Raw genomic sequence first — 22,447 nt, 5'->3', positions numbered from 1 at the left:
CCCGTCATTCGATTGCGCGGAAAATCACGCCGGTGCGGTGGCGCTGCCCGGCTTGACTTCGGTGCCGGCGCTGCCGCTGCTGCCCGACGACGTGTTGTCGCTAGGCGAGCTCTTCGGCGAACGCGGCGGACGGCCTTCCATGATGTCGTTGATCTGATCGGCGTCGATCGTTTCCCACTCCATCAGCGCAGCAGTCATCGCCTCGACCTTATCGCGGTTTTCGTCGAGCAGGCGACGCGCCAAGCTGTATTGCTCGTCGAGCACGCGGCGGATTTCCGAGTCGACCTTCTGCTGCGTCGCTTCCGAGATGGTCCGCGTAAAGCCGCGGCCGAACGGCGAAGCATCGTTTTCGTCGTCGACGTAGACCATCGGTCCCAGCGCATCGGTCATGCCGAAGCGGGCAACCATCGCGCGGGCCGTCTGGGTGGCCTTGTTGAAGTCGTCCGACGCACCGGTGCTGATCAGGTTCAGGAACAGCTCTTCGGCAACGCGGCCGCCGAACAGGATCGCCAGGCGGTCCAGCAGATAGTCCTTCGAGTACGTTTCGTTGTCGTGCTCAGGCAGTTGCCACGTCACGCCGAGTGCACGGCCGCGCGGAATGATCGTGACCTTGTGAACCGGATCGGCCTTCGGCAACAGCTTCGCGATAACCGCGTGGCCCGACTCGTGGTACGCCGTCGCGCGTTTCGCCTCTTCGCGGATCACCGCCGACTTGCGCTCCGGGCCCATGAAGATCTTGTCCTTCGCGTCTTCGAAGTCCTGCATCTCGACAATTCGCTTGCCGCGGCGCGCCGCAAAGAGCGCGGCTTCATTCACAAGGTTCGCGAGGTCCGCGCCCGAGAAGCCCGGCGTGCCGCGCGCGATCACTGCCGCATCGACGTCGTTCGAGATCGGCACTTTACGCAGGTGCACCTTCATGATCTGCTCGCGGCCGCGAATATCCGGCAAGCCGACATACACCTGGCGGTCGAAGCGGCCCGGACGCAAGAGCGCCTTATCGAGCACGTCCGAACGGTTGGTCGCCGCGATCACGATGACGCCCGAGTTCGCCTCGAAGCCGTCCATTTCGACGAGCATCTGATTTAGCGTCTGCTCGCGCTCGTCGTTGCCGCCGCCCATGCCGGCGCCGCGATGACGGCCGACCGCGTCGATTTCGTCGATGAACACGATGCAAGGTGCGTGCTTCTTAGCCTGCTCGAACATGTCGCGCACGCGGGCCGCGCCCACGCCGACGAACATTTCGACGAAGTCCGAACCCGAAATCGAGAAGAACGGCACTTTCGCTTCGCCAGCGATCGCCCGGGCGAGCAGCGTCTTACCGGTACCCGGAGGGCCTACCAGCAACACGCCGCGCGGGATGCGGCCACCGAGCTTTTGGAATTTCTGTGGATCACGCAGGAAGTCGACGAGCTCCGACACTTCCTCTTTAGCTTCGTCGCAGCCGGCGACGTCCGTGAAATTGATGGCGTTGTTGTTCTCGTCGATCAGGCGCGCACGGGATTTGCCGAACGAAAAGGCCCCGCCTTTGCCGCCCCCCTGCATCTGCCTCATCATGTAGAACCAGAACCCGATGATCAGGATCGTCGGCCCGAGGTAGTACAGCGCGGACACGAGCGCGTTCGGCTCTTCGTCAGCCTTGCCGCTCACCTGCACGCCATATTTCATCAGGTCGCCGACCATCCAGATGTCGCCGGGCGAAACGATCTGATATTTCTGACCGTCTGCTGGAGTGACCGTGAGATTCCGCCCCTGGACGATGACGGTCTTGACCTTACCGTTCTTGGCGTCGTCCATGAACTGCGAATACGAGACGCCTTCCTGGACGCGGGGCTTGTCGAACTGCTTGAACACTGTAAACAGCACCAGTGCGATGACCAGCCACACTGCTGCCTTCGAAAACATATTGTTGTTCAAAGCACCACTCCTTCACTGAAGACCACGCGCCTACATTTTCCTTGCGGCGCTATCAAGCCATTCTAATCCAGACCGGGGGGCCCTGCCATAGCGTTTCTCTACCGCTCACATAGCTTGCCGGCCTGTTCCGACGGCATTTTCGCGGTATTTTCACGTTTTCTGCAGAACCTCGACCCACCGCACTTCGTGCCCTTTACGCCGGGCGTTTCAGGTGCCTACCCAAAATAAACGTTTCCGACGATTTGTCCCGCGACGCTTTCGGCTTGCGTGCGGCAACCGTCTTAAATTGATGCTTGAATTTTTCGACAATCTGACTGTAACCGCTGCCGTGAAAGCACTTGACTAAAAGGGCGCCATCCGGCCTCAAGTGGTTTTGGGAGAATTCGAGCGCGAGATCGCATACATGCTCGATTCGCGCCGCATCGGCCACCGCCACTCCCGACAGATTGGGCGCCATGTCCGAAATTACAAGATCCACTTTGCGTCCGCCGACGACTTCTTCCAATTGGCTCAGGACGCTGTCTTCGCGAAAGTCGCCTTGAATGAAATGGACGTCGGCGATCGGCTCCATCGGCAGCATGTCGAGCGCAATGATCGTGCCGTCGATCCCGCCGTCGCGGACCGCATCGCGCCGCGCACTCTGCGCGAGCTTATTGCGCGCGTACTGGCTCCAGCTGCCCGGCGCCGAGCCCAGGTCGACGATGATCTGCCCCGGACGAATCAACTTGTCCTGCTCGTCGATTTCCTTCAGCTTGTAGGCAGCTCGCGCGCGATAGCCTTCCCGCTGCGCCATCTTCACGTACGGGTCGTTGATGTGGTCGTGCAGCCACGATTGATTGAAGCGGTTTTTTGCCATTAACAGTTGAACTCTTGCTGCGTGATGCCGCGCTTTTAGCGGATAATACGCGTCTTATCGGCGCGGCTGCCGGCTTCCGAGCGGCAATCCGCGATTCTACGTTGTTCTGATGCGCCGCCGCGCCGCATGTATCGCTCGCGGCCTTCCGCCGCCGTGCCGTGCGGGCCCATCATTTTAGTCGAGTCGTCCAGTTTCCCTATGCCAGCCCTCAAAGTCTCCCCCGCCGAACGCGCGGACTTGCGTTCCCAAGCACACGCGCTCAAACCGGTCGTGCTGATCGGCGCCGAAGGACTGACTGACGCCGTGCTGGCCGAAATCAAGGTCCACCTCGCTGCTCACCAGCTCATCAAGATTCGCGTGTTCGGCGACGAGCGCGAAGAACGCGTCGCGATCTATGAAGAGATCTGCGATCGATTAAGCGCGGCGCCGGTCCAGCACATCGGCAAGCTGCTCGTCATCTGGAAGCCGGAAGCGGTCGAGCCGGCCGTGAAGACGAAACGCGGAGCCGGTTTGCCGAGCGCGCGCGAAGCCGCCGGCGAAAAACCCACACGCGGCGCCGCGCCGCGCGTCGTCAAAGTCGTGAAACATACGCCCGACAATCCGGTGCGCCACCCGCGCCCGCAAAAACTGGTCGTTCGCGGCAATGAGCGCGTGACGGCAGGCGGCACTGTTAAACGCGCTAAAAAGCGGCAGACGAGCGCGAAGCGCTCGCATCAAAGCGTGAAGTAAATCGAATGATGCGCGGCGTGCTGAATGTGCGCCGCGCCGACGCCCGCAGCTGGACCGGGCCCACCGCGCTGCGTCAATGAACCGCGCTCTTGGATGCGCCGATGCCCACCCTCTCCGTCACACCGTCACCAGCCGGCAACTTCCACACGAGGACGAGGCCAAGCAGGCTCTCGATCAGGTAAAACAAGCTCGACACGCCGTGCAGCATGCCGAAACGCGCTGCGTAGGCCGAGTGGCCGACATCGGTGCCTTCTGCAAGCGCCGCAACGCGCAGTGCGTTCATGAACGGCTGCAACGCAAAGTACCCCAGCAGTACGCAGATCAGCATACCGGCCAACGCCCAGCGCAGCCGTCGATAGGCCGTCACGCCGCGGCGCACCAGCAAATTGCCGAGCGCGAGCAGCAACACGCCGCATACCACGCCGACGATCGCCTCGATACGGAAAAGCTGAGCGGCCACAGCCCCCGCCGAGATCCGGTCGAGCATCGCAAACAACGTAGGCGCCGCCGCATACCCGATGGTCAGCTGACTGCCGACCCAGATCATCGTCAACAGCCGGAACAGGCGATGAGGAACCGGAGACACGTGCGCTCGCCCTTAGACGTAGCGGACTGCGATGATTTCGTACTCGCGCACGCCGCTCGGCGCCTGCACCGAAGCGACATCGCCCTCGAACTTGCCGATCAGCGCACGCGCAATCGGCGAGCTGATCGAGATCAGGCCATGTTCGAGATCGGCCTCATCGTCGCCGACGATTTGATAAGTCACGGAATTGCCCGAATCGAGGTCCTCGAGTTCGACGGTCGCCGCAAACACGACGCGGCCTTCCGCATCGAGCGCGGACGGATCGATCACTTGCGCCGCAGCCAGCTTCGATTCGATCTCCGCGATGCGGCCTTCGATGAAACCCTGCTTTTCTTTCGCAGCGTCGTACTCGGCGTTTTCCGACAAGTCGCCTTGCGCGCGCGCCTCGGCGATGGAATTGATGACCGACGGACGCTCGACCGATTTCAGTCGTTGCAGTTCGTCGCGCAATTGGTCGGCGCCACGCTTCGTCAATGGAATCGTGCTCATAGCATTCAGTAACAAAAAAACGGCAATAAAAAAGCACCGCGGTTAAGTGCATCCCGCCGGGCGCCGCATGCGAACACGCGCTGCAGCCCGGCGGGACGCCGCTTAACCGCGGCATCGATGGGTTGGACAGATTGTCGAGGTCTTAGTTTAGGCGAGCGTGGAGTCCTTGTAAATCATAGACTTCCAAGTTCTTCAGGTACCGCAAACCCTCCACCGCGGCACGCGCGCCCGACATTGTCGTGTAGTACGTGACCTTGTTCGCCTGCGCGCTCATGCGAATCGAACGCGAGTCGGCAATGGCCGCGCGCGTTTCGTCGACGGTCGTGAAGACGAGCGCGATCTCGCCGTTCTTGATCATATCGACGATGTGCGGACGGCCATCCTTCACCTTGTTCACGACCTTCACCGGCACGCCAGCAGCTTCGATCGCCGCCGCAGTGCCCTTTGTCGCGACGAGCGGGTAGCCGAGCTCGTGCAGCATGCGGGCGACTTCGACAGCCTTCGCCTTGTCGGCATCCATCACGGTCAAAAGTACCGTGCCCGACTCGGGAAGACGCGAACCCGCAGCGAGCTGCGACTTGAAAAGCGCCTCGCCGAAGGTCTGGCCGACACCCATCACTTCGCCGGTCGAGCGCATTTCCGGTCCGAGCACCGGGTCGACGGTCGGGAACTTCACGAACGGGAACACGGCCTCCTTCACGCTGAAGTACGGCGGCTCGACTTCCTTCGTGACGCCCTGCTCCGCGAGCTTCTGGCCGACCATTGCGCGCGCCGCGATCTTCGCGAGCGGCAGGCTCGTCGCCTTCGAGACGTACGGCACCGTACGCGAGGCGCGCGGGTTCACTTCGAGCACATAGATCACGTCCTTCACGGAACCGTCTTCCTGCGGCACTTGCTGGATCGCGAACTGCACGTTCATCAGGCCGACCACGTTCAGCGCCTTCGCCATCGCGCCCGTCTGGCGCTTGAGCTCGGCGACGGTTTCCTTCGACAGCGAGTACGGCGGCAGCGAGCATGCCGAATCGCCCGAGTGCACGCCCGCCTGCTCGATGTGCTCCATCACGCCACCGATGAACACGGCGTCGCCATCGGAAATGCAGTCGACGTCGCACTCGATCGCGTCGTTCAGGAAGCGGTCGAGCAGCACCGGCGAATCGTTCGACACCTTCACGGCCTCGCGCATGTAGCGTTCCAGGTCGCGCGGCTCGTGGACGATTTCCATCGCGCGGCCGCCCAGCACGTACGACGGACGCACGACGAGCGGATAGCCGATTTCGTCGGCGAGCTTCAGCGCTTCGTCTTCGGCGCGCGCGGTGCGGTTCGGCGGCTGGCGCAGGTTCAGGTCTTGCAGCAGCTTCTGGAAGCGCTCGCGGTCTTCGGCGGCGTCGATCATGTCCGGCGAGGTGCCGATGATCGGCACGCCGTTCGCTTCGAGATCGAGCGCGAGCTTGAGCGGCGTCTGGCCGCCGTACTGGACGATCACGCCGAGCGGTTTTTCCTTGTCGACGATTTCGAGCACGTCCTCGAGCGTCAGCGGCTCGAAGTACAGGCGATCGGACGTGTCGTAGTCGGTCGAAACGGTCTCGGGGTTGCAGTTGACCATGATCGTTTCATAGCCGTCTTCGCGCATCGCGAGCGCCGCGTGCACGCAGCAGTAGTCGAACTCGATGCCTTGCCCGATCCGGTTCGGGCCGCCGCCCAGCACCATGATCTTTTTGTTGTTGGTCGGCTGCGCCTCGCACTCTTCCTCGTACGTCGAGTACATGTAGGCGGTTTTCGTCGCGAATTCCGCGGCGCAGGTATCGACGCGCTTGTAGACCGGACGCACGTTCAGCTCGATACGGCGCGTACGGACATCGGCGGGCTTGGCGCCGAGCAGCTTCGCGAGACGCCGGTCCGAGAAACCGCTTTGCTTCAAGTAGTGCAGCTCGTCTTTCGACAGGCTCGCGAGCGTGCGGCCGGCGAGCGCCTTTTCCTTCAGCACGATCTGTTCGATCTGCGCGAGGAACCAAGGGTCGATCGCGGTTTCCTCGAAGATCTCCTTGATGCTCATGCCGATGCGGAACGCGTCGCCGACGTACCAGATGCGGTCGGGACCGGCTTCGCCGATCTCGCGAACGATCTCGTCGCGGCTCGCGGTCTTTTCGTCGAGGCCATCGACGCCGACTTCGAGGCCGCGCAGCGCCTTCTGGAACGACTCCTGGAACGTACGGCCGATCGCCATCACTTCGCCGACCGACTTCATCTGCGTCGTCAAGCGCGGATCGGCTTCGCGGAATTTCTCGAACGCGAAGCGCGGGATCTTCGTGACGACGTAGTCGATCGTCGGTTCGAACGACGCCGGCGTCTGGCCGCCGGTGATTTCGTTCTTGAGCTCATCGAGCGTGTAGCCGACGGCGAGCTTCGCCGCAACCTTCGCAATCGGGAACCCGGTCGCCTTCGAAGCCAGCGCCGACGAACGCGACACGCGCGGATTCATCTCGATCACGATGACGCGGCCGTCTTGCGGGTTGATCGAGAACTGCACGTTCGAGCCGCCCGTGTCGACGCCGATCTCGCGCAGCACCGCGAGCGACGCGTTGCGCAGCAGCTGGTATTCCTTGTCGGTGAGCGTTTGCGCGGGCGCGACGGTGATCGAATCGCCCGTGTGAATGCCCATCGGGTCGAGGTTTTCGATCGAGCAAACGATGATGCAGTTGTCCTTCTTGTCGCGGACGACTTCCATCTCATACTCTTTCCAGCCCAACAGCGACTCTTCGATCAGCAGTTCGCGAGTCGGCGACAGGTCGAGGCCGCGCTTGCAGATCTCTTCGAATTCCTCGCGGTTGTACGCGATGCCGCCGCCCGAGCCGCCGAGCGTGAACGACGGACGAATCACGACCGGGTAACCCATGCCGCCCGTCGCCGCCGCGATTTCGTTCTGCACCTTCAGCGCTTCTTCCATCGAATGCGCCGTGCCCGACTTCGCCGAGCCCAGGCCGATCTTCGTCATCGCGTCCTTGAACTTTTGACGGTCTTCGGCCTTGTCGATCGCTTCCGGCGACGCGCCGATCAGCTCGACGTTGTACTTCTTGAGCACGCCGTGATGATGCAGATCGAGCGCGCAGTTCAGCGCGGTCTGGCCGCCCATCGTCGGCAGGATCGCGTCGGGACGCTCCTTCGCGATGATGCGCTCGACCACTTCCCACGTGATCGGCTCGATATAAGTGACGTCGGCCGTGTTCGGGTCGGTCATGATCGTCGCCGGATTGCTGTTGACGAGAATGACCTTGTAGCCTTCCTCACGCAGCGCCTTGCATGCCTGCGCGCCCGAGTAGTCGAACTCGCACGCCTGGCCGATGATGATCGGACCCGCGCCGATGATGAGGATGCTCTTGATGTCTGTCCGCTTGGGCATAACGCTCTCGCTAATGGATTCCTGAGTTCTTGCTGTTGGCGCGCTGCCGTGCGGCGCGCGCTCGTATTTCGTGCGATTCGGCTTGCGCGGCGCTTCGAGCGAGTGCGCGATCTATCGCGCACCGCCGCTGCCGCCGCGGAATTCGCCGTTACCGCGTGCTAGTTTCGTTAGGCCGCTTCGCTGCTGCCGGCCCGCTTCGCGTCCATCAACGCGGTGAAGCGGTCGAACAGATAGCCGATGTCGTGCGGACCCGGCGATGCCTCCGGGTGCCCCTGAAAGCAGAACGCCGGCTTGTCGGTCAATTCGAAGCCTTGCAGCGTGCCGTCGAAGAGCGAGATGTGCGTCGCGCGCGCGTTGGCGGGCAGCGTTTCCGCGTCGACCGCGAAGCCGTGGTTCTGCGACGTGATCACGACACGCCCATCGGTCAAGTCCTTCACCGGGTGATTGGCGCCGTGGTGACCGGTCTTCATCTTCATCGTCTTCGCGCCGACCGCGAGACCCATGATCTGGTGACCCAGGCAGATGCCGAACGTCGGCACACCGCGTTCAATGAACGTCTTGGTCGCAGCAATCGCGTAATCGCAAGGCTCAGGGTCGCCAGGGCCGTTCGACAGGAACACGCCGTCCGGATTGAGCGCCAGCGCTTCGGCCGCGCTCGCCTGCGCCGGCAGAACCGTCACATGGCAGCCGCGCTCGGCCAGCATGCGCAGGATGTTGTGCTTGACGCCGTAGTCGAACGCCACGACGCGATACTTCGGCGTGCGCTGCGCGCCGTAGCCTTCGCCCAAGCGCCATTCGGTCTGGGTCCATTCAAACGGCTTCGTGGTCGACACGACCTTCGCGAGATCCATCCCGGCGAGCCCCGGGAACGAGCGCGCGAGCTCGATGGCTTTGGCCTCGTCGTCGCTGCCCGCGAGAATGCAGCCGCTTTGTGCGCCCTTGTCGCGCAGCACGCGCGTCAGCTTGCGCGTATCGATGCCGGCAATCGCGACGACACCCTCATCTTGCAGATACTGCGAGAGCGTGCGCTCCATCCGAAAGTTGGACGCGAGAACCGGCAGATCGCGCACGATCAAGCCGGCGGCATGGACTTTCGTCGCCTCGACATCTTCAGCATTGACGCCGACGTTGCCGATATGCGGATACGTGAGGGTGACGATCTGGCGCGCGTAGCTCGGGTCCGTCAGGATCTCCTGATAGCCGGTGATCGCGGTGTTGAACACAACTTCGCCGATCGTGTGACCGGGCGCGCCAATCGAATAGCCACGAAAGACCGTGCCGTCGGCAAGCGCGAGTATGGCGGGGGAAAAAGACGGCAACACGAGAGGCTCCTTGGGGGAACACCCTGTTGCCGACCTGTCTCTCCGACGCACGGGCTCTCGCTGGAATCGCGGCACTCGCGCAATCATCCCAAAAATGGGCGCGCGATGAGCCCGCTCGCTGCCGCGGCTGACGTGGGAGGGCTCGATGAAGTCCGTGGTACAGACGCCTCGGCGGCACGCTCCGGCACGCCAAATCACGCGATTTGCGGCGGATAAACGGTGTGGAGAAGGTAGGCGCTAGGGTGCGGGTTGATTAGTGCAAACTTTCAAATTATAGCGGGAAATGGGTCTTCCCTCAATCGCGAAATGGTGACGGAAGCCATATGACGGACATTAGCAAGCCGGCTCAACGCGCGGCCGCGCTCCGCGAAGCGCAATTCGTGATGCGCCGATCGTACACCCGACGAAGATCGCCGCAAAAACGAAAACGCCGCCACACACGTGACGGCGCTTGAAAAGAACGAGAGGTGATCGGAGCGCAATTCACGCGCTGCCCCCGCAGCGCATGGCGTCACCTTCGTGGGAGCCGCTTATTGTTGCTTCTGCTTCTGCGTCCCGGCCGCAGTCTTCGGGCGGCTAGCTGCAGCCTTCGACGCCTTGTTGGTCGAGTTCGACGAACCGCTGGCTTTCGACGATTTCGACTTGCCGGCCGGCTCAGACACCTTGACGGCCTTGACCGTCGCCTTACCCCGACCCTTCTTGCTATCGTAGCGCGAATTACTCTTCGAATCCGGAACCTGCGCATCGACCTTTTCGATGCGGCCGCCGGCCATCGACGTAGCGATCTTCTGCGGACCGGGCTCGGCGGGCATGGCCTTGCCGACCGGCACGTGCAGGACGATCACCTGACCGGGCATCACGACATCGCGCTTCGTCTTGTTCCAGCCCTTCAATTGCCCGATCGATACGCCATAGCGGCTCGCCAGAGCCGACATCTCCTGCTTGCGACGAACGCGAATCAACATCTTGCGCGTATCGGGGACGTCCGGCTCCATAGCGAGAACGGCGCTTTCGGCGACGTCGGCGCTGATGTCTTCGTCGTCATCGTCATTGCGCGGCACGACGAGTGTCGAGCCCGATTTCAGACGCATGCCCGCCGGGATCTTGTTCACCGACATCAGCGTGTCCGCGTCGACGCCAATCTTCTCGGCAAGCGCGGCAGGCGTCGTGCGCGAGTCCACCGTGTACGTGGTCCACGACGACAACTGGCCACTGTACGACTTCAGATTGCGCTCGAAAGCGCTCGCGTTATCAAAGGGCAGCAGGATCTGCGGCTGAGTCGCGCCGAGAATGACCGGCTTCGAGAACGACGGATTGAGCGAGCGGAACTCGTCGGTCGTCATGTTCGCGAGCTTCGCGGCCGTCGTCACGTCGATGTCGTGCGAGGTGGTGACCGTGACGAAATACGGGTGATTCGGGATGTCCGGCAGCAACAGGCCATACTGCTGCGGATTCATCACGATGTTCTTGACTGCCTGCAGCTTCGGCACGTAGTTGCGCGTCTCGTTCGGCAAGCGCAGGCTTTGGTAGTCGGTCGGCAAGCCAGCCGCCTGGTTACGGGCGATCGCTCGCTGCACGTTGCCCTCGCCCCAGTTGTACGCGGCGAGCGCCAGATACCAGTCGCCGAACATATCGTGCAGACGGGACAGGTAATCGAGCGCGGCGCTCGTCGACGCGAGCACGTCGCGGCGCTCGTCCTGCCACATGTTCTGCTTGAGGTTATAGGTCTTGCCGGTGCCCGGCACGAACTGCCACATCCCCGCCGCCTTCGCAACCGATAGCGCCTGCGGGTTATACGCGGATTCGATGAACGGCAAGAGCGCGAGCTCGGTCGGCATGTTCCGCGCCTCGAGCTCTTCGACGATGTGATACAGATATTTTTGCGAGCGCTCCGTCATGCGCTGGACGTAATCCGGGCGCTGCGCATACCAGTTCGCCTGCATGTCGACGAGATCGCTTTGCAGATCGGGAATCTGAAAACCACGGCGGATGCGGCCCCAAAGATCGGTATCTTGACTCTTCAGTTGGTCAACCGAGCTGTTGTCGACATCGATGGTTTCGTTGGCGGCGGCGGTCTTGCGGAGGGTGTCGGATACGGCTTGCGGATCGGAGGCGGCTGTTGCATTGGACGCTGTTGGGCCCTGACTCGCGCACGCGGCGAGTAGCAAAACCAATAGCGCGCTGAAAATAAATCGCATGGAACGTCTCTGCTTCCAAAGGCTGGAAATTGCAGGCGATAGTACGTAAGTTGTGCCCTTTGCGTCAATAAGAAAAAGACGAAAAAAAACCTGCTAAATCCGAGAGTTGCCTCGCATTCCCTAGGTTCGGGATGAACTTGTCCCCGAATTTGTCATTTCGTCAGCGGAATCGATTTTTCCACTCGCGCATCAACGTGAACGAGGTCAGCCGATCCGGCACCGTTTCATTCAGTTGCTCCGCAAGCGTGTTTTGAACCGCTGCGACGTCCGCCCGCAAGAACGGATTGACGGCGCGTTCATGAGCAATCGTGGTCGGTAAAGTCGGCTCATTGCGCGCGCGTCGCGCCAGCGCTTCTTCGCGCCAAGCATGCAGATCAGTATTGTCCGGTTCGCACGCGAGTGCGAACTTAATGTTCGACAGTGTGTATTCGTGCGCACAATGCACTTCGGTCGCGCCGGGCAAAGCCGCGAGCGCGTCGAGCGACGCGAGCATCTGATTCGGCGTGCCCTCGAACAGCCGTCCGCAGCCGCAGGCGAACAACGTATCGCCGCAAAACACGTGCGGCGTGCCGCGCGGATCGGCAGCCTGGAAGTACGCGATATGGCCGCTCGTATGACCCGGGACGTCGAGCACCGTGAATTCGGCGGCCGGCGACTCGATCCGCACGTGGTCGCCGCCGCGCAGGCGTTGGGTCAAGTGGTCGATCGCCTCGCCGGCCGGGCCGTACACGGCCAACGGCAGCGACGCGGGCTGAGTCCTCAGCAACTCGGCCACTCCGCCGACGTGGTCCTGATGATGGTGGGTGAGTAAAATAGCGGTCAGTCGCCAGCCTCGCTTCGCGAGATACGCGCGGACTGGGGCAGCCTCTCCCGGGTCGACGGCAAACGCGTCGTGCCCGTCGGAAACGAGCCAGATATAGTTGTCTTCAAATGCCGGCACCGGCACGTATTCCAGCGATTTCATAGGCGACGCCAATATTTATATGCCTGATCGATCGATTATAGACTGGCCCGCCTGGACCGATTCCCCCCCTGGACGCTATGTGCTCGCATGGGAGCAAGCGCAGCTGGACCGGGTCGTGTCCAACGTTTTCGGTTACCACGCGCTGCAGCTCGGGCTGCCCCAGCTCGACGCGCTGCGCGAGAACCGGATGCCGTGCCGCGGCCTGGTCCTCGATGCCGCCAGCGGCGCGAGCGCGCCGTACGAGTACCCGCGCGCGAGTTCGCTCGCGGGCAACGGCGAATCGGCCACGCCCAGCGACCGTCACGCGCCCGACGGCCGCGCGACCGTCTGGTGCGACCTGCTCGATCTGCCGTTCGAAGCGCAGAGCGTCGATCTGATCGTGATGCCGCACACGCTCGAATTCACGAGCGATCCGCACCGTCTGCTGCGCGAAGCCGAGCGCGTGCTGATGCCCGAAGGCCAGCTGATCATCCTCGGTTTCAATTCGCTGAGCCTGTGGGGCGCGCGGCAATCGTTCGGCAAGATGGCGGGGCGCCCTTTCGTGCCGGCCGCTCACGACCTGATCGCGTTCACGCGGCTCAAGGACTGGATCAAGCTGCTCGGCTTCGAACTTGAACGCGGACGCTTCGGCTGCTATCGTCCGCCCCTCGCCACCGACAAGTGGCTCACGCGCTATGCGTTCATGGAAGCCGCCGGCGACCGCTGGTGGCCGATCTTCGGCGCGTCCTACATGGTCACCGCGATCAAGCGCGTGCGCGGCATGCGCCTCGTAGGCGCGGTGAAGGTGAAGAAGCCGGTCTTGGCGCCGGGGCTCACGCCCGCGGCCACCCAGAAAACCCATACCACCCGGAAATATGACACCTGAGTTCATCGAAATCTTCACGGACGGCGCCTGCAAGGGCAACCCCGGCCCTGGCGGCTGGGGCGCGCTATTGCGCTTTGGCGCGCAGGAAAAAGAACTCTTCGGCGGCGAACCATCGACGACGAACAACCGGATGGAGCTGATGGCGGTGATCGCCGCTCTCGAAGCGCTGAAACGCCCGTGCAAGGCGATCGTCCACACCGATTCGCAATACGTGCAAAAAGGCATCAGCGAGTGGATCCACGGCTGGAAAAAAAAGAACTGGATGACCGCGGCAAAAACCCCGGTGAAGAACGCCGACTTGTGGAAGCGGCTCGACGCGCTCGTCGCTCAACATGAGATCGAGTGGCGCTGGGTCAAGGGCCACGCGGGTCACCCCGAGAACGAGCGCGCCGACGCGCTCGCGAACCGCGGCGTGGCCACGCTCGCCGAAAGCTGAGCGCCCCGCGCCGCCCATCCCTCACTGACCTCAACTGAAGAACCAAGCTATCCGACACCATGCGCCAAATCGTTCTCGACACTGAAACCACCGGCCTCAATGCGCGCACGGGCGACCGCATCATCGAAATTGGCGGCGTCGAACTGATGAACCGCCGGCTGACCGGCAACAACCTGCATTTCTACATCAACCCGGAGCGCGACAGCGACCCGGGCGCACTGGCCGTCCACGGGCTGACGACTGAATTCCTGAGCGACAAGCCCAAGTTCGCCGAGATCGCCGATCAGCTGCGCGACTTCCTCGGTGACGCTGAACTCATCATTCACAACGCGCCATTCGACCTTGGCTTTCTCGACGCCGAATTCGCGCTGCTCGGCCTGCCGGCTTTCACCGAGACCTGCGGCGAGGTGATCGATACGCTCGTGCGCGCGAAGTCGATGTTCCCGGGCAAGCGCAATTCGCTCGACGCGCTGTGCGACCGCTTCGGCATCAGCAACGCGCACCGCACGCTGCACGGCGCACTGCTCGACTCCGAGCTGCTCGCGGAGGTGTATCTGGCGATGACGCGCGGCCAGGAAAGCCTCGTCATCGATATGCTCGGCGAGGCGGCAACGGAAGGCGGCGAAGCCGGGCCGCGCGTGGCGTTCGAGTCGCTTGCGCTGCCCGTGGTGGCGGCGAGCGAAGATGAGCTATCGGCGCATCAAGCGGTGCTCGACGATCTCGACAAAGCGCTCAAGGGAACAAGCGTCTGGCGGCGCGAACCTGCTCCGGCGGAGTCAGCCGACGCGACTTAAGCCGCGGATACGCTAGTCGCTTAAAAAGTGCTTTACGAGACCGCGAAGCTCTGACATAATTCGCCTCTCTTCGGGTGGTTAGCTCAGCGGTAGAGCACTGCCTTCACACGGCAGGGGTCACTGGTTCGATCCCAGTACTACCCACCAGAATTCCTGGTGTTGGTAAAGACAAGCACCGAAGATTAAAAAGCCCACGCAGAAATGCGTGGGCTTTTTTCATTGTGCCGCCAATTAAAGTTGGCCCACCTTCGTTTGAAACGGCTCGCTCCTTTGCAGGCATCCTGAACTATTAGCGGCGAACTTTGCCGCTAATGTGACTAGGAATTTCAACTCCGCCTATCGATTTCGTCATCGAGGCCCGCCCCGCCCCTTCAATCTGCGCGATCCTCCCATCTTTCGCATAGATGTGGGCGCCGAGGTCGGTGGTGTACCACACATGCGAGTGCGTCTGTAGCTTTTTAATACCGACGCCGCCGTGCAGGATTCCATCTACAACCTCACGACCGCCGAGTGTGGTCGGGCCAATTCTTCTGCACATGTCCTTGAGATAGTCCAGCTCCGACTCGCTAATCGAAGTGCTGCTCGAAGCCGTCGCGGTTGGTGGAAACGTAGGCCCGGGCATGCGTTTTGCCGGTGCTTTAGGAGCCGGCGCCGCCAGGGGGGCGACGACCGCCGTGCTCGCGCTGGGTTGCGGACCGATCAGGTCCGGCGGCCCGGGCGGCCCAATGAAAGCGGATGCAAGAGGCGAAGCAGAGGATGCCAAGGCACGCTCAACTTCATCCTCCGACGACGAGTCGCTTTCCGTGTCGCTCTCGACGGGTCTGTCCTTCCTTCTCCTCTTTTTCTTCTTGTCTTTCTTGGATTTTTTCTTCGACTTTTTCTTCGACTTTTTCTTCGACCTGCTCGATTTTCGCTTGAGGCCATCGCCGGGCTCTGACTTCCGAGCCGTCTTTTTCTCCTCTCTAACGGATTCCTCAATCGGGTCCAGCTGATCAAACGATCGATACTCCTCGTCTTCGCGCCGATCCACATCGCTGTCGAACGTCACGATATAGGTCTCGCGGTGCGAATCAGACAGCCTGACGATATAGCAGGCGCGATCCGTCTTCCGGTCCCGAACCCTGGTGCCGCGCGCCAGCGAGCCACCCACGCGTCGCTGCACGACGGGCGCCGCCGCTGCAGCGGTGGCACCCACTGGCCGCGCGTACGGAAGTTCGGGGCTTGCAGCCGTCTTCATCGCGAGCGCGCCCATACGATCGGCCTCGCTTTCCAGCCCGCGATCGTCATTGATGGCGACACCACGCGACGCCATAGTCGGCATGACACGGCCCTGACGTTGCTGCACGACGTGCCATGCCTCATGCGGCAAATGAGCCTCCTGCCCTGGCCCGAGATGAATCATCGCCCCTCGCGCATAGGCCAGCGCATCGAGGTCAGCCGGTTTGGGGGAGTTGTAGCGGACTTTGACATCGCCCATCGCGATCCCCGACAACTGCTCGATGCCCGATTTCAACCTAGTCGGCAAACCGTTGCCGTTCTCGCGCGGCAATGTCGTCGCGGGTCTCGCGGTCAAGCCGTGAAACCCGGTCTGCGCGTCAGAAGACGAACTCGCGCGAAGCTGGAGCGGGTGATCGACGTAGTGGTAGCTGCCCATCGACGTCATAGGCGCAACCGTGTCGGAAATCGGCGCGCGGGGCCTCCCGGCGGGATCATGCGCCTCGAGGCCGTGCGTTTTTCGCTGCATGCTAAGGCGGGAAATTGCCATGCGAGCACCTCGAACTTTCGGGCCTGTCCACGCCGATCTGACGCCGGCGACAGGCCCGTTAGCGCGCCGTCGCGGCGCGGGCTGCTCCAGGGCAAAGCAAGTGCGGCTGAGGCAGCATGCAAACTGCCCAGAAATTAGCACACTATTCGTCTGACTAGAAAACGAACGCCCTACGCGCGCCGGGGCTGCTCCCCTACCCCCGCAACGGCGCAATGTGCCGCTTGACCGCCATCAGCGCGACGCAAACCAGACACATCGCCACGCCCAGCATCCCCAGATACAACGGCGCACCGCCTGCCGTAATCACGATCGCCCCAGCAAACGCGCTAAGAATCGCGCCGAGCCGCCCGAACGCAAGCGCGGCCGCCGTCCCCGTCGCGCGAACCACCGTCGGGTAGACGAACGCGCAGAGCGCGTACATCGTCGACTGCACCGCGTTCACGAACAGACCGTGCAGACCCAGGCCCAGCACGAGCCAGCCCGTATGCTCCGCCACCTTGACTTCGCGCAGCATGAACGCGGTCGCCGCACCGCCAGCCGCGAACAGCAGGAGCGGCCAGCGCGAACCAAAGCGCGTGATCGCCACTGCGCAGCACAGCGCGCCAAGCACGCCGCCGAGGTTGTACGCCGTCAGCCCCCTGCCCGCCACCGCAACATCGAGCCCTTCGGAGGCCAGCATCGTCGGCAACCAGCTGAACGCGCTGTAAACCGCCAGCAAGCACATGAAGAACGCGCACCAGATCGCGAGCGTGTCGCGGCGGCGCTCCGGCTCGAACAACGCGCCGAATCCGGCGCGAGTCCCGCCTTTTTGGTCGGCCTTTTGCTCTGTCGCATCCGCGAAGGACGTGTTCGCCTGTGTCGGCCGGAACATGCGCGCGAGCAGCGCACGCAATTCGTCCCAGCGTCCTGGCACGCGCGCAAGAAAGCGCGGCGATTCCGGCAGCGCGGCGAACAGCAGCACGGCCAGCCCGAGCGGCAGCGCCCCGCCGATGAAGAACAGCGCGCGCCAACCGTGATGCGGCAACACGTGACTCGAGAAGAAGCCAGCCAGCATGCCGCCGAGCGGCACGCACACGATGGTCGCGGTGACGGCCAGCGTGCGACGCCGCGCCGGCGTGAATTCGGCGGTCATCGTGGTCGCCGTCGGGAGCGCGCCGCCGATGCCGAGCCCGGCGATAAAACGTAGGGCCGCGATCATCGCCACGCTATTGACCAGGCCGATCGCGCAAGTGGCCGCGCCGAACGTCACGACGCTCGCGAGGATCGCCGAGCGCCTTCCGTAACGGTCCGCGAAGACGCCGCCAAGCGCGCTGCCGATGCCCATGCCGATCAACCCGGCTGCCACCGCCGGCGCGAACGCATTGCGGGTGATGCCCCACTCCTTGATCAGGACCGGAATCGCAAAACCGATCAGCTGGCCGTCGAATCCATCCAGCACGATCGACAGCGCCGCGAGCAGCACCGCGATCTTTTGGATCGGCGTGAAGGGCCCGTCGTCGAGCACACGTCCGATGTCGAGTGCCGCGGCGGGCGTTGAACGTGCTGTCGATCCGTTGCCCGGGCGTTGCGACAGCCCTTGTCCTTCATTTGAAATTTCCGCAGCTGAGTCTTGCCGCGCACGATGCGTCATTGATTGTCTCCTTCCCTGTTCCCTGTTTGGCGCCTCGATCCGGCTGGCGCTCTTCTGACGTTGCAATGAGCGGCCATCGGCCGCCTGTGGAAACGATGCGTCATGGCCTATCGCGGCGGCGTGCCGTGATTCGATCTGCATAACTAATCGTTTTGAGTAACAAAACCGGCGCCGTCGACGAGCGGCCCGCCGAACAGCGAGCCAATCGCGACGGCGCCGGGCGTATCGATTTTCATCGGCGCGTCGACTCAGAACGGATACCGGCGCGGCGCGGTCTGCACCGTCATCCAGCGCAGATCGGTGAATTCGGCCACCCCGGCCTTGCCGCCGAAATGCCCGAAGCCGCTCGACTTGACGCCGCCGAACGGCATCTGCGCCTCGTCGTGGACCGTCGGCCCGTTGATGTGGCAAATGCCCGATTCGATTCGCTTCGCCAGCTGCATCGCGCGCGCGATGTCGCGGCTGAAAATCGCCGACGACAGACCGTATTCGTTGTCGTTCGCACAGGCGATGGCTTCGTCGTCGCCGCGCACGCGCACGATCGGCTTCACCGGGCCGAACGACTCCTCCGCGTAGATGCGCATCGCGGGCGTCACGTGGTCGAGCAGCGTGGCGGGCATCAGCGTGCTGTCGGCCTTGCCGCCGCAGACGAGCCGCGCGCCCTTCGCAAGCGCGTCGTCGATCAGCGCGTTGCAGCGCGCAACCGTCGTCATGTCGACCACCGAGCCGAGCACGACCGGCCCCTTGCGCGGATCGCCGAGCGGCAAGCCACGCGCCTTCGCCGCGAGCCGCTCGACGAACGCATCGGCGATCGGGTCCGCGACGATGATCCGTTCCGTCGACATGCAAATCTGCCCGGAATTCGCGAACGCGCCGAATGCGCAAGCATCGACCGCCGCGTCGAGGTCGGCGTCGTCGAGCACGATGAACGGCGCCTTGCCGCCCAGCTCCAGCACGGCTGGCTTCAGATGCTTCGCACAGGCCGCCGCGATGATCTTGCCGACGCGCGTCGACCCGGTGAAGTTCACGCGCCGCACCGCCGGCTCGGCGATCAGCGCATCGACGATGGCGCCGGCGTCGTCCGGCGCGTTCGTGATGAAGTTCACGACGCCCTTGGGCAGACTCGCTTCGCTCAATGCATCGGCGATCAACCCGTGCGTCGCCGGACACAACTCCGAACCCTTGAGCACGACCGTGTTGCCGCACGCGAGCGGCAGCGCGAGCGCGCGCACGGCGAGGATCACCGGCGCGTTCCATGGCGCGATGCCGAGCACGACGCCCGCGGGCTGGAGCACAGCCATCGCGAGGCTGCCGGGCACGTCCGATGGAATCACTTCGCCCGCGATCTGCGTCGTCAACGCCGCGGCCTCGCGCAAGCCCTCGGCCGCCAGATGCACGTTGAAGTCGGCCCAGATGCGCGATGCGCCGGTCTCGGCGGCCATCGCCGCGGCGAACGCGTCGGCCTTGGCCTCTAGCGCATCGGCGGCGCGCATCAGCAGATGACGGCGCTCGGTCGGCCCGATCGCCGCCCAGCCGGAAAACGCAATCGACGCCGCCTGCACGGCGCGTCGCGCATCTTCAAGCGTGGCGGCGGGCGCGCGCGAGGCGATCTCGCCGTCGAGCGGATTGCGGCGCTCGAAGGTCGCGCCGTTGCTCGCCCGGACGTGCTCGCCGTCGATCAGCATCGAAATCTGGTGCATGTGTGTCTCCTGAGAGTTGTTCTTGGTCGGACGGCGGCGGACCGCCCCGCCGCACTTCAAGCGACGATCACTTCGACCACCGTCGGCTCGCGCGACGCCAGCGCCGCCGCCAGCACATTCTTCAACAACGCGGGATCGGCAACGCGCACGCCCTTGCAGCCCATGCCCGCGCCGAGCGCGACAAAATCGAGGCCGGGCAGATCGGTGCCCTGGACCGGATCGGTTTTCGCGAAACCGAACACCGGCGCGAAATCCTGCAGCGCGGCGTAGCGCGAATTATTGAGGATCACGAATGTGATCGGCAAGTTCCATTGCGCCGCGCTATAGAGCGCCTGGATCGAGTACATGCTCGATCCGTCGCCGATCAGGCCGATCACGCGCTCGCCCGGCCGCGCGAGCGCGACGCCCACCGCAGCCGGCATCCCGTAGCCGAGCCCGCCGCTCGCCATCGTGTAGAACCCGCCGCTCTTCGTGATCGGCAGGTAGTCCTGCATGACCGGCCGTGAACTCGGGGCTTCTTCGACGACGATATCCGCCGCGTCGCGCACTTCCGCAAGCGTCTGCAGCGCGAACGCCACCGACATCAGCGGCGACGGTTCCGCGCGCGGACGCGCGGCGCGCGCCGCAGGCAACTCGCGCGACTTCGGAGCCGGACGCGCAAGCAAATCGGCGATACCCAAGCGCACATTGCCGACCACCGACGCCCCCGCCGGTATCCACGCGGCCACCGAAGGGTCGTCGGTCAACTGAAACAGCACGGCGCCTTGCGGTACGTGCGGCCCATGCCCTTCGACGTGATAGGTGAACGCGGGCGCGCCCAGCACGGCGATCAAGTCGTGCCCAGCGAGCGCGGCGACGATCTTCTCGCGCATCGCCGGCAGGAAGCCGGCGAACAGGCGATGGTTCTCGGGAAACGAACAGCGCGCGGACATCGGCGCCACGAACACGCGCGCGTTGTGCCGTTCGGCGAGCGCGACGACGCCGTCCCAAGCGCCCGCGCGGTCCACCGACGCGCCCACGACGAACGCCGGCCGCTTGCACGCATCGAGCGCCGCGCCGAGCTGTTGCAGCGCGTGCGGATCGGGACGCACTGCCGTGCTGACCTGTGTCGGCTCGACATACTGCGCGGGCTGATCCCAATCGTCGACGGGAATCGACACGAAGACCGGGCCGCGCGGCTCCTGCATCGCGATGTGATACGCGCGGGCGAGCGCCAGCGGCACGTCGGCGGCGCGCGCGGGCTCGATGCTCCATTTGACGTAGGGCTTGGGCAGCTCGGTCGCGTCTCTGGACGCCAGATACGGATCGAACGGCAGCAGCGAGCGCGCCTGCTGGCCCGCGGTGACGATGAGCGGCGTCTGGTTCTTGTACGCCGTGAAGAGGTTGCCCATCGCATTGCCGACGCCCGCCGCCGAATGCAGATTGACGAGCGCGGCGTTGCCGCTCGCCTGTGCGTAGCCGTCGGCCATGCCAACCACGATCGCTTCCTGCAGACCGAGCACGTAGCGGAAGTCCGCGGGGAAATCGCGAAACATCGGCAATTCGGTCGACCCAGGGTTCGCGAATATCGAGGTGAGACGCAGACGCCGCAGCAGGTCGACCACGGCGTCGCGGACCGTCACGGCGCCAGGCGCGGCCGCATCATGCGTTGACGAGGAATTCATGGAGATACCTCTGCGTGGCGCCGCTCGGCTGGCCGGCGCGGTTGAGTGTCGCAGCAGTATCCGAGAGCAGGTCATGTTTGGAAATTGCTTTTTGATGCCAAAGGCATTACCGTTTTGCATGCCCCTTCCGACCCCGCCGGCGTTTGGGCATCACCTCCGCCGGCCCTCTCCTCGCGCGCTCCCGCCGCAAACAAGATGACGTTGAATCTCCAGCAATTGAGCGCGTTCACGACGATCGTCGCTTGCGGAAGCCTCGGCCGCGCGGCGGCCGAGTTGCATCTGACCCAGCCCGCGCTCAGCCGGACGATCAAACGCCTCGAAGACCATCTCGGCGCGCCGCTGTTCGAGCGGCACGCCAAAGGCATGCAGCTCACCGCGATCGGCAGCGCGCTCTTGCCGCACGCGATGCTGTTGCTGCGCGAGGCCGAGCACGCGCGCGACGAGATCGACGCAATGCGCGGGCTCGCGAAGGGGGCGATCAAGGTCGGCACGGTCGGCAGCATGGCGAGCCTCGTGCTTCCGCTCGCCATCGGCCGCGTGCTCGACAAGTGGCCGAACCTGCGCGTGCAGATCATCGAAGGGGTGTGGGACCGTCTCGCGGAAGGTCTGCTCACCCACGAGATCGACCTCGCGCTCAGCATCGCCGCGCCCGATACCGAGGAGATCTGCGCGATCGCCGAGTGCCGCTGGCAGGACGACAGTTTCGTCGTCGCGGCGTGCGATCACCCGCTGCGCCGCAAGAAGACGCTGAAGCTCGCCGACACGCGCGATGAACGCTGGGCGATCCCGCCGCGCGGCACCGCGCCGTTCGAGCATGTGCAAGAGGCGTTCGCTTCGCGGGGGCTCGGGATGCCGAACGTGGTCGTCGAAACCCGCTCGGTCACCGTGCTGAAAAGCCTCGTCGCGCACTGCGGATTCCTTTCGTGGATGGCCGAACCGATGTATCGGATCGAAAGCCAGGCCGGCGTCATGCGCGCGCTCGACATCGACGGTCTTCCGGCCCCCCGCACGCTGACCGCGTTTCGCCGCCGCCAAGGCATCCTCCCCGGCCCGGCCGTCAAGTTGCTCGACGAGCTGCGGCGTATCGCTTCTGATGGCGCCGATACGGCGATTTAGCCGCTGACCTATTCTTAGCAAG

At 63.8% G+C, this 22,447-nt stretch carries 17 protein-coding genes and 1 tRNA gene; 6 read left to right on the top strand and 12 right to left on the bottom strand.

What is annotated here, in order from left to right; all coding sequences use genetic code 11:
• Positions 1–24: 24 nt before the first annotated feature.
• Positions 25–1,914: an ATP-dependent zinc metalloprotease FtsH gene (gene ftsH, locus AAHK20_RS10460; RefSeq protein ID WP_449181384.1), complete on the bottom strand. Its 1,890-nt coding sequence runs from the start codon at positions 1,912–1,914 to the stop codon at positions 25–27.
• 193 nt (positions 1,915–2,107) lie between these two features.
• Positions 2,108–2,770, bottom strand: a complete 663-nt coding sequence (locus AAHK20_RS10455) for an RlmE family RNA methyltransferase (protein ID WP_449181383.1) — start codon at positions 2,768–2,770, stop codon at positions 2,108–2,110.
• Between the two features lie 198 nt (positions 2,771–2,968).
• Between AAHK20_RS10455 and AAHK20_RS10450 the strand changes: the two genes are divergently transcribed.
• Complete coding sequence (locus AAHK20_RS10450; protein WP_449181382.1) at positions 2,969–3,499, top strand: YhbY family RNA-binding protein; 531 nt, start codon at positions 2,969–2,971, stop codon at positions 3,497–3,499.
• A 73-nt stretch (positions 3,500–3,572) separates the two neighbouring features.
• Here AAHK20_RS10450 and AAHK20_RS10445 read toward each other — a convergent pair whose 3' ends face one another.
• The 6 genes from AAHK20_RS10445 to gloB all read right to left on the bottom strand — a co-directional run bounded on the left by AAHK20_RS10445 (position 3,573) and on the right by gloB (position 12,455).
• On the bottom strand, positions 3,573–4,046 hold the full coding sequence (locus AAHK20_RS10445) for a DUF4149 domain-containing protein (protein WP_449181641.1): 474 nt from the start codon (positions 4,044–4,046) through the stop codon (positions 3,573–3,575).
• A 51-nt stretch (positions 4,047–4,097) separates the two neighbouring features.
• Positions 4,098–4,574 carry a transcription elongation factor GreA gene (greA, locus tag AAHK20_RS10440; protein ID WP_137333036.1) on the bottom strand — a complete coding sequence of 159 codons (477 nt, stop codon included), beginning with the start codon at positions 4,572–4,574 and terminating at the stop codon, positions 4,098–4,100.
• A gap of 142 nt (positions 4,575–4,716) precedes the next feature.
• Positions 4,717–7,971, bottom strand: a complete 3,255-nt coding sequence (gene carB, locus AAHK20_RS10435) for a carbamoyl-phosphate synthase large subunit (protein ID WP_449181381.1) — start codon at positions 7,969–7,971, stop codon at positions 4,717–4,719.
• Between the two features lie 167 nt (positions 7,972–8,138).
• Entirely contained in the window at positions 8,139–9,293 is a 1,155-nt protein-coding gene (gene carA, locus AAHK20_RS10430) for a glutamine-hydrolyzing carbamoyl-phosphate synthase small subunit (protein ID WP_449181380.1), read from the bottom strand.
• A 530-nt stretch (positions 9,294–9,823) separates the two neighbouring features.
• Entirely contained in the window at positions 9,824–11,491 is a 1,668-nt protein-coding gene (locus AAHK20_RS10425; RefSeq protein WP_449181379.1) for a transglycosylase SLT domain-containing protein, read from the bottom strand.
• A gap of 160 nt (positions 11,492–11,651) precedes the next feature.
• The gene (gloB, locus tag AAHK20_RS10420) at positions 11,652–12,455 is read right to left on the bottom strand and encodes a hydroxyacylglutathione hydrolase (protein WP_449181378.1); all 804 of its coding nucleotides are present in this window, start codon (positions 12,453–12,455) and stop codon (positions 11,652–11,654) included.
• 19 nt (positions 12,456–12,474) lie between these two features.
• Between gloB and AAHK20_RS10415 the strand changes: the two genes are divergently transcribed.
• The 4 genes from AAHK20_RS10415 to AAHK20_RS10400 all read left to right on the top strand — a co-directional run bounded on the left by AAHK20_RS10415 (position 12,475) and on the right by AAHK20_RS10400 (position 14,697).
• Positions 12,475–13,320, top strand: coding sequence for a class I SAM-dependent methyltransferase (locus AAHK20_RS10415; RefSeq protein ID WP_449181640.1), 846 nt, complete (start codon positions 12,475–12,477; stop codon positions 13,318–13,320).
• A complete protein-coding gene (gene rnhA, locus AAHK20_RS10410) occupies positions 13,310–13,756 on the top strand; it encodes a ribonuclease HI (protein WP_449181377.1) in 447 nt (148 codons plus the stop codon). Before AAHK20_RS10415 ends, rnhA begins: the two co-directional genes overlap by 11 nt.
• A gap of 59 nt (positions 13,757–13,815) precedes the next feature.
• Positions 13,816–14,550, top strand: a complete 735-nt coding sequence (gene dnaQ / locus AAHK20_RS10405; RefSeq protein ID WP_449181376.1) for a DNA polymerase III subunit epsilon — start codon at positions 13,816–13,818, stop codon at positions 14,548–14,550.
• Positions 14,551–14,622: 72 nt separating this feature from the next.
• A tRNA-Val gene (locus tag AAHK20_RS10400) sits at positions 14,623–14,697 on the top strand.
• Between the two features lie 142 nt (positions 14,698–14,839).
• Here the strand turns inward: AAHK20_RS10400 and AAHK20_RS10395 are convergent.
• The 4 genes from AAHK20_RS10395 to mdlC form a co-directional block, all read right to left on the bottom strand.
• On the bottom strand, positions 14,840–16,315 hold the full coding sequence (locus tag AAHK20_RS10395; protein ID WP_449181375.1) for an eCIS core domain-containing protein: 1,476 nt from the start codon (positions 16,313–16,315) through the stop codon (positions 14,840–14,842).
• Between the two features lie 193 nt (positions 16,316–16,508).
• Positions 16,509–17,945 (bottom strand): MFS transporter, encoded by a 1,437-nt coding sequence (locus AAHK20_RS10390; RefSeq protein ID WP_449181374.1) that lies wholly within the window; start codon positions 17,943–17,945, stop codon positions 16,509–16,511.
• Positions 17,946–18,193: 248 nt separating this feature from the next.
• Positions 18,194–19,645 carry an aldehyde dehydrogenase gene (locus AAHK20_RS10385; protein ID WP_449181373.1) on the bottom strand — a complete coding sequence of 484 codons (1,452 nt, stop codon included), beginning with the start codon at positions 19,643–19,645 and terminating at the stop codon, positions 18,194–18,196.
• A gap of 56 nt (positions 19,646–19,701) precedes the next feature.
• The gene (gene mdlC / locus AAHK20_RS10380; protein ID WP_449181372.1) at positions 19,702–21,309 is read right to left on the bottom strand and encodes a benzoylformate decarboxylase; all 1,608 of its coding nucleotides are present in this window, start codon (positions 21,307–21,309) and stop codon (positions 19,702–19,704) included.
• Between the two features lie 195 nt (positions 21,310–21,504).
• On the opposite strand from mdlC, the gene AAHK20_RS10375 reads away from it, so the two are divergent.
• A complete protein-coding gene (locus tag AAHK20_RS10375; RefSeq protein ID WP_449181371.1) occupies positions 21,505–22,425 on the top strand; it encodes a LysR family transcriptional regulator in 921 nt (306 codons plus the stop codon).
• Positions 22,426–22,447: the final 22 nt, after the last annotated feature.

The organism is Trinickia camelliae (assembly GCF_053525655.1).
Note: the sequence above shows the minus strand (reverse complement) of the source record. Positions and strands in the feature narration are given on the sequence as shown.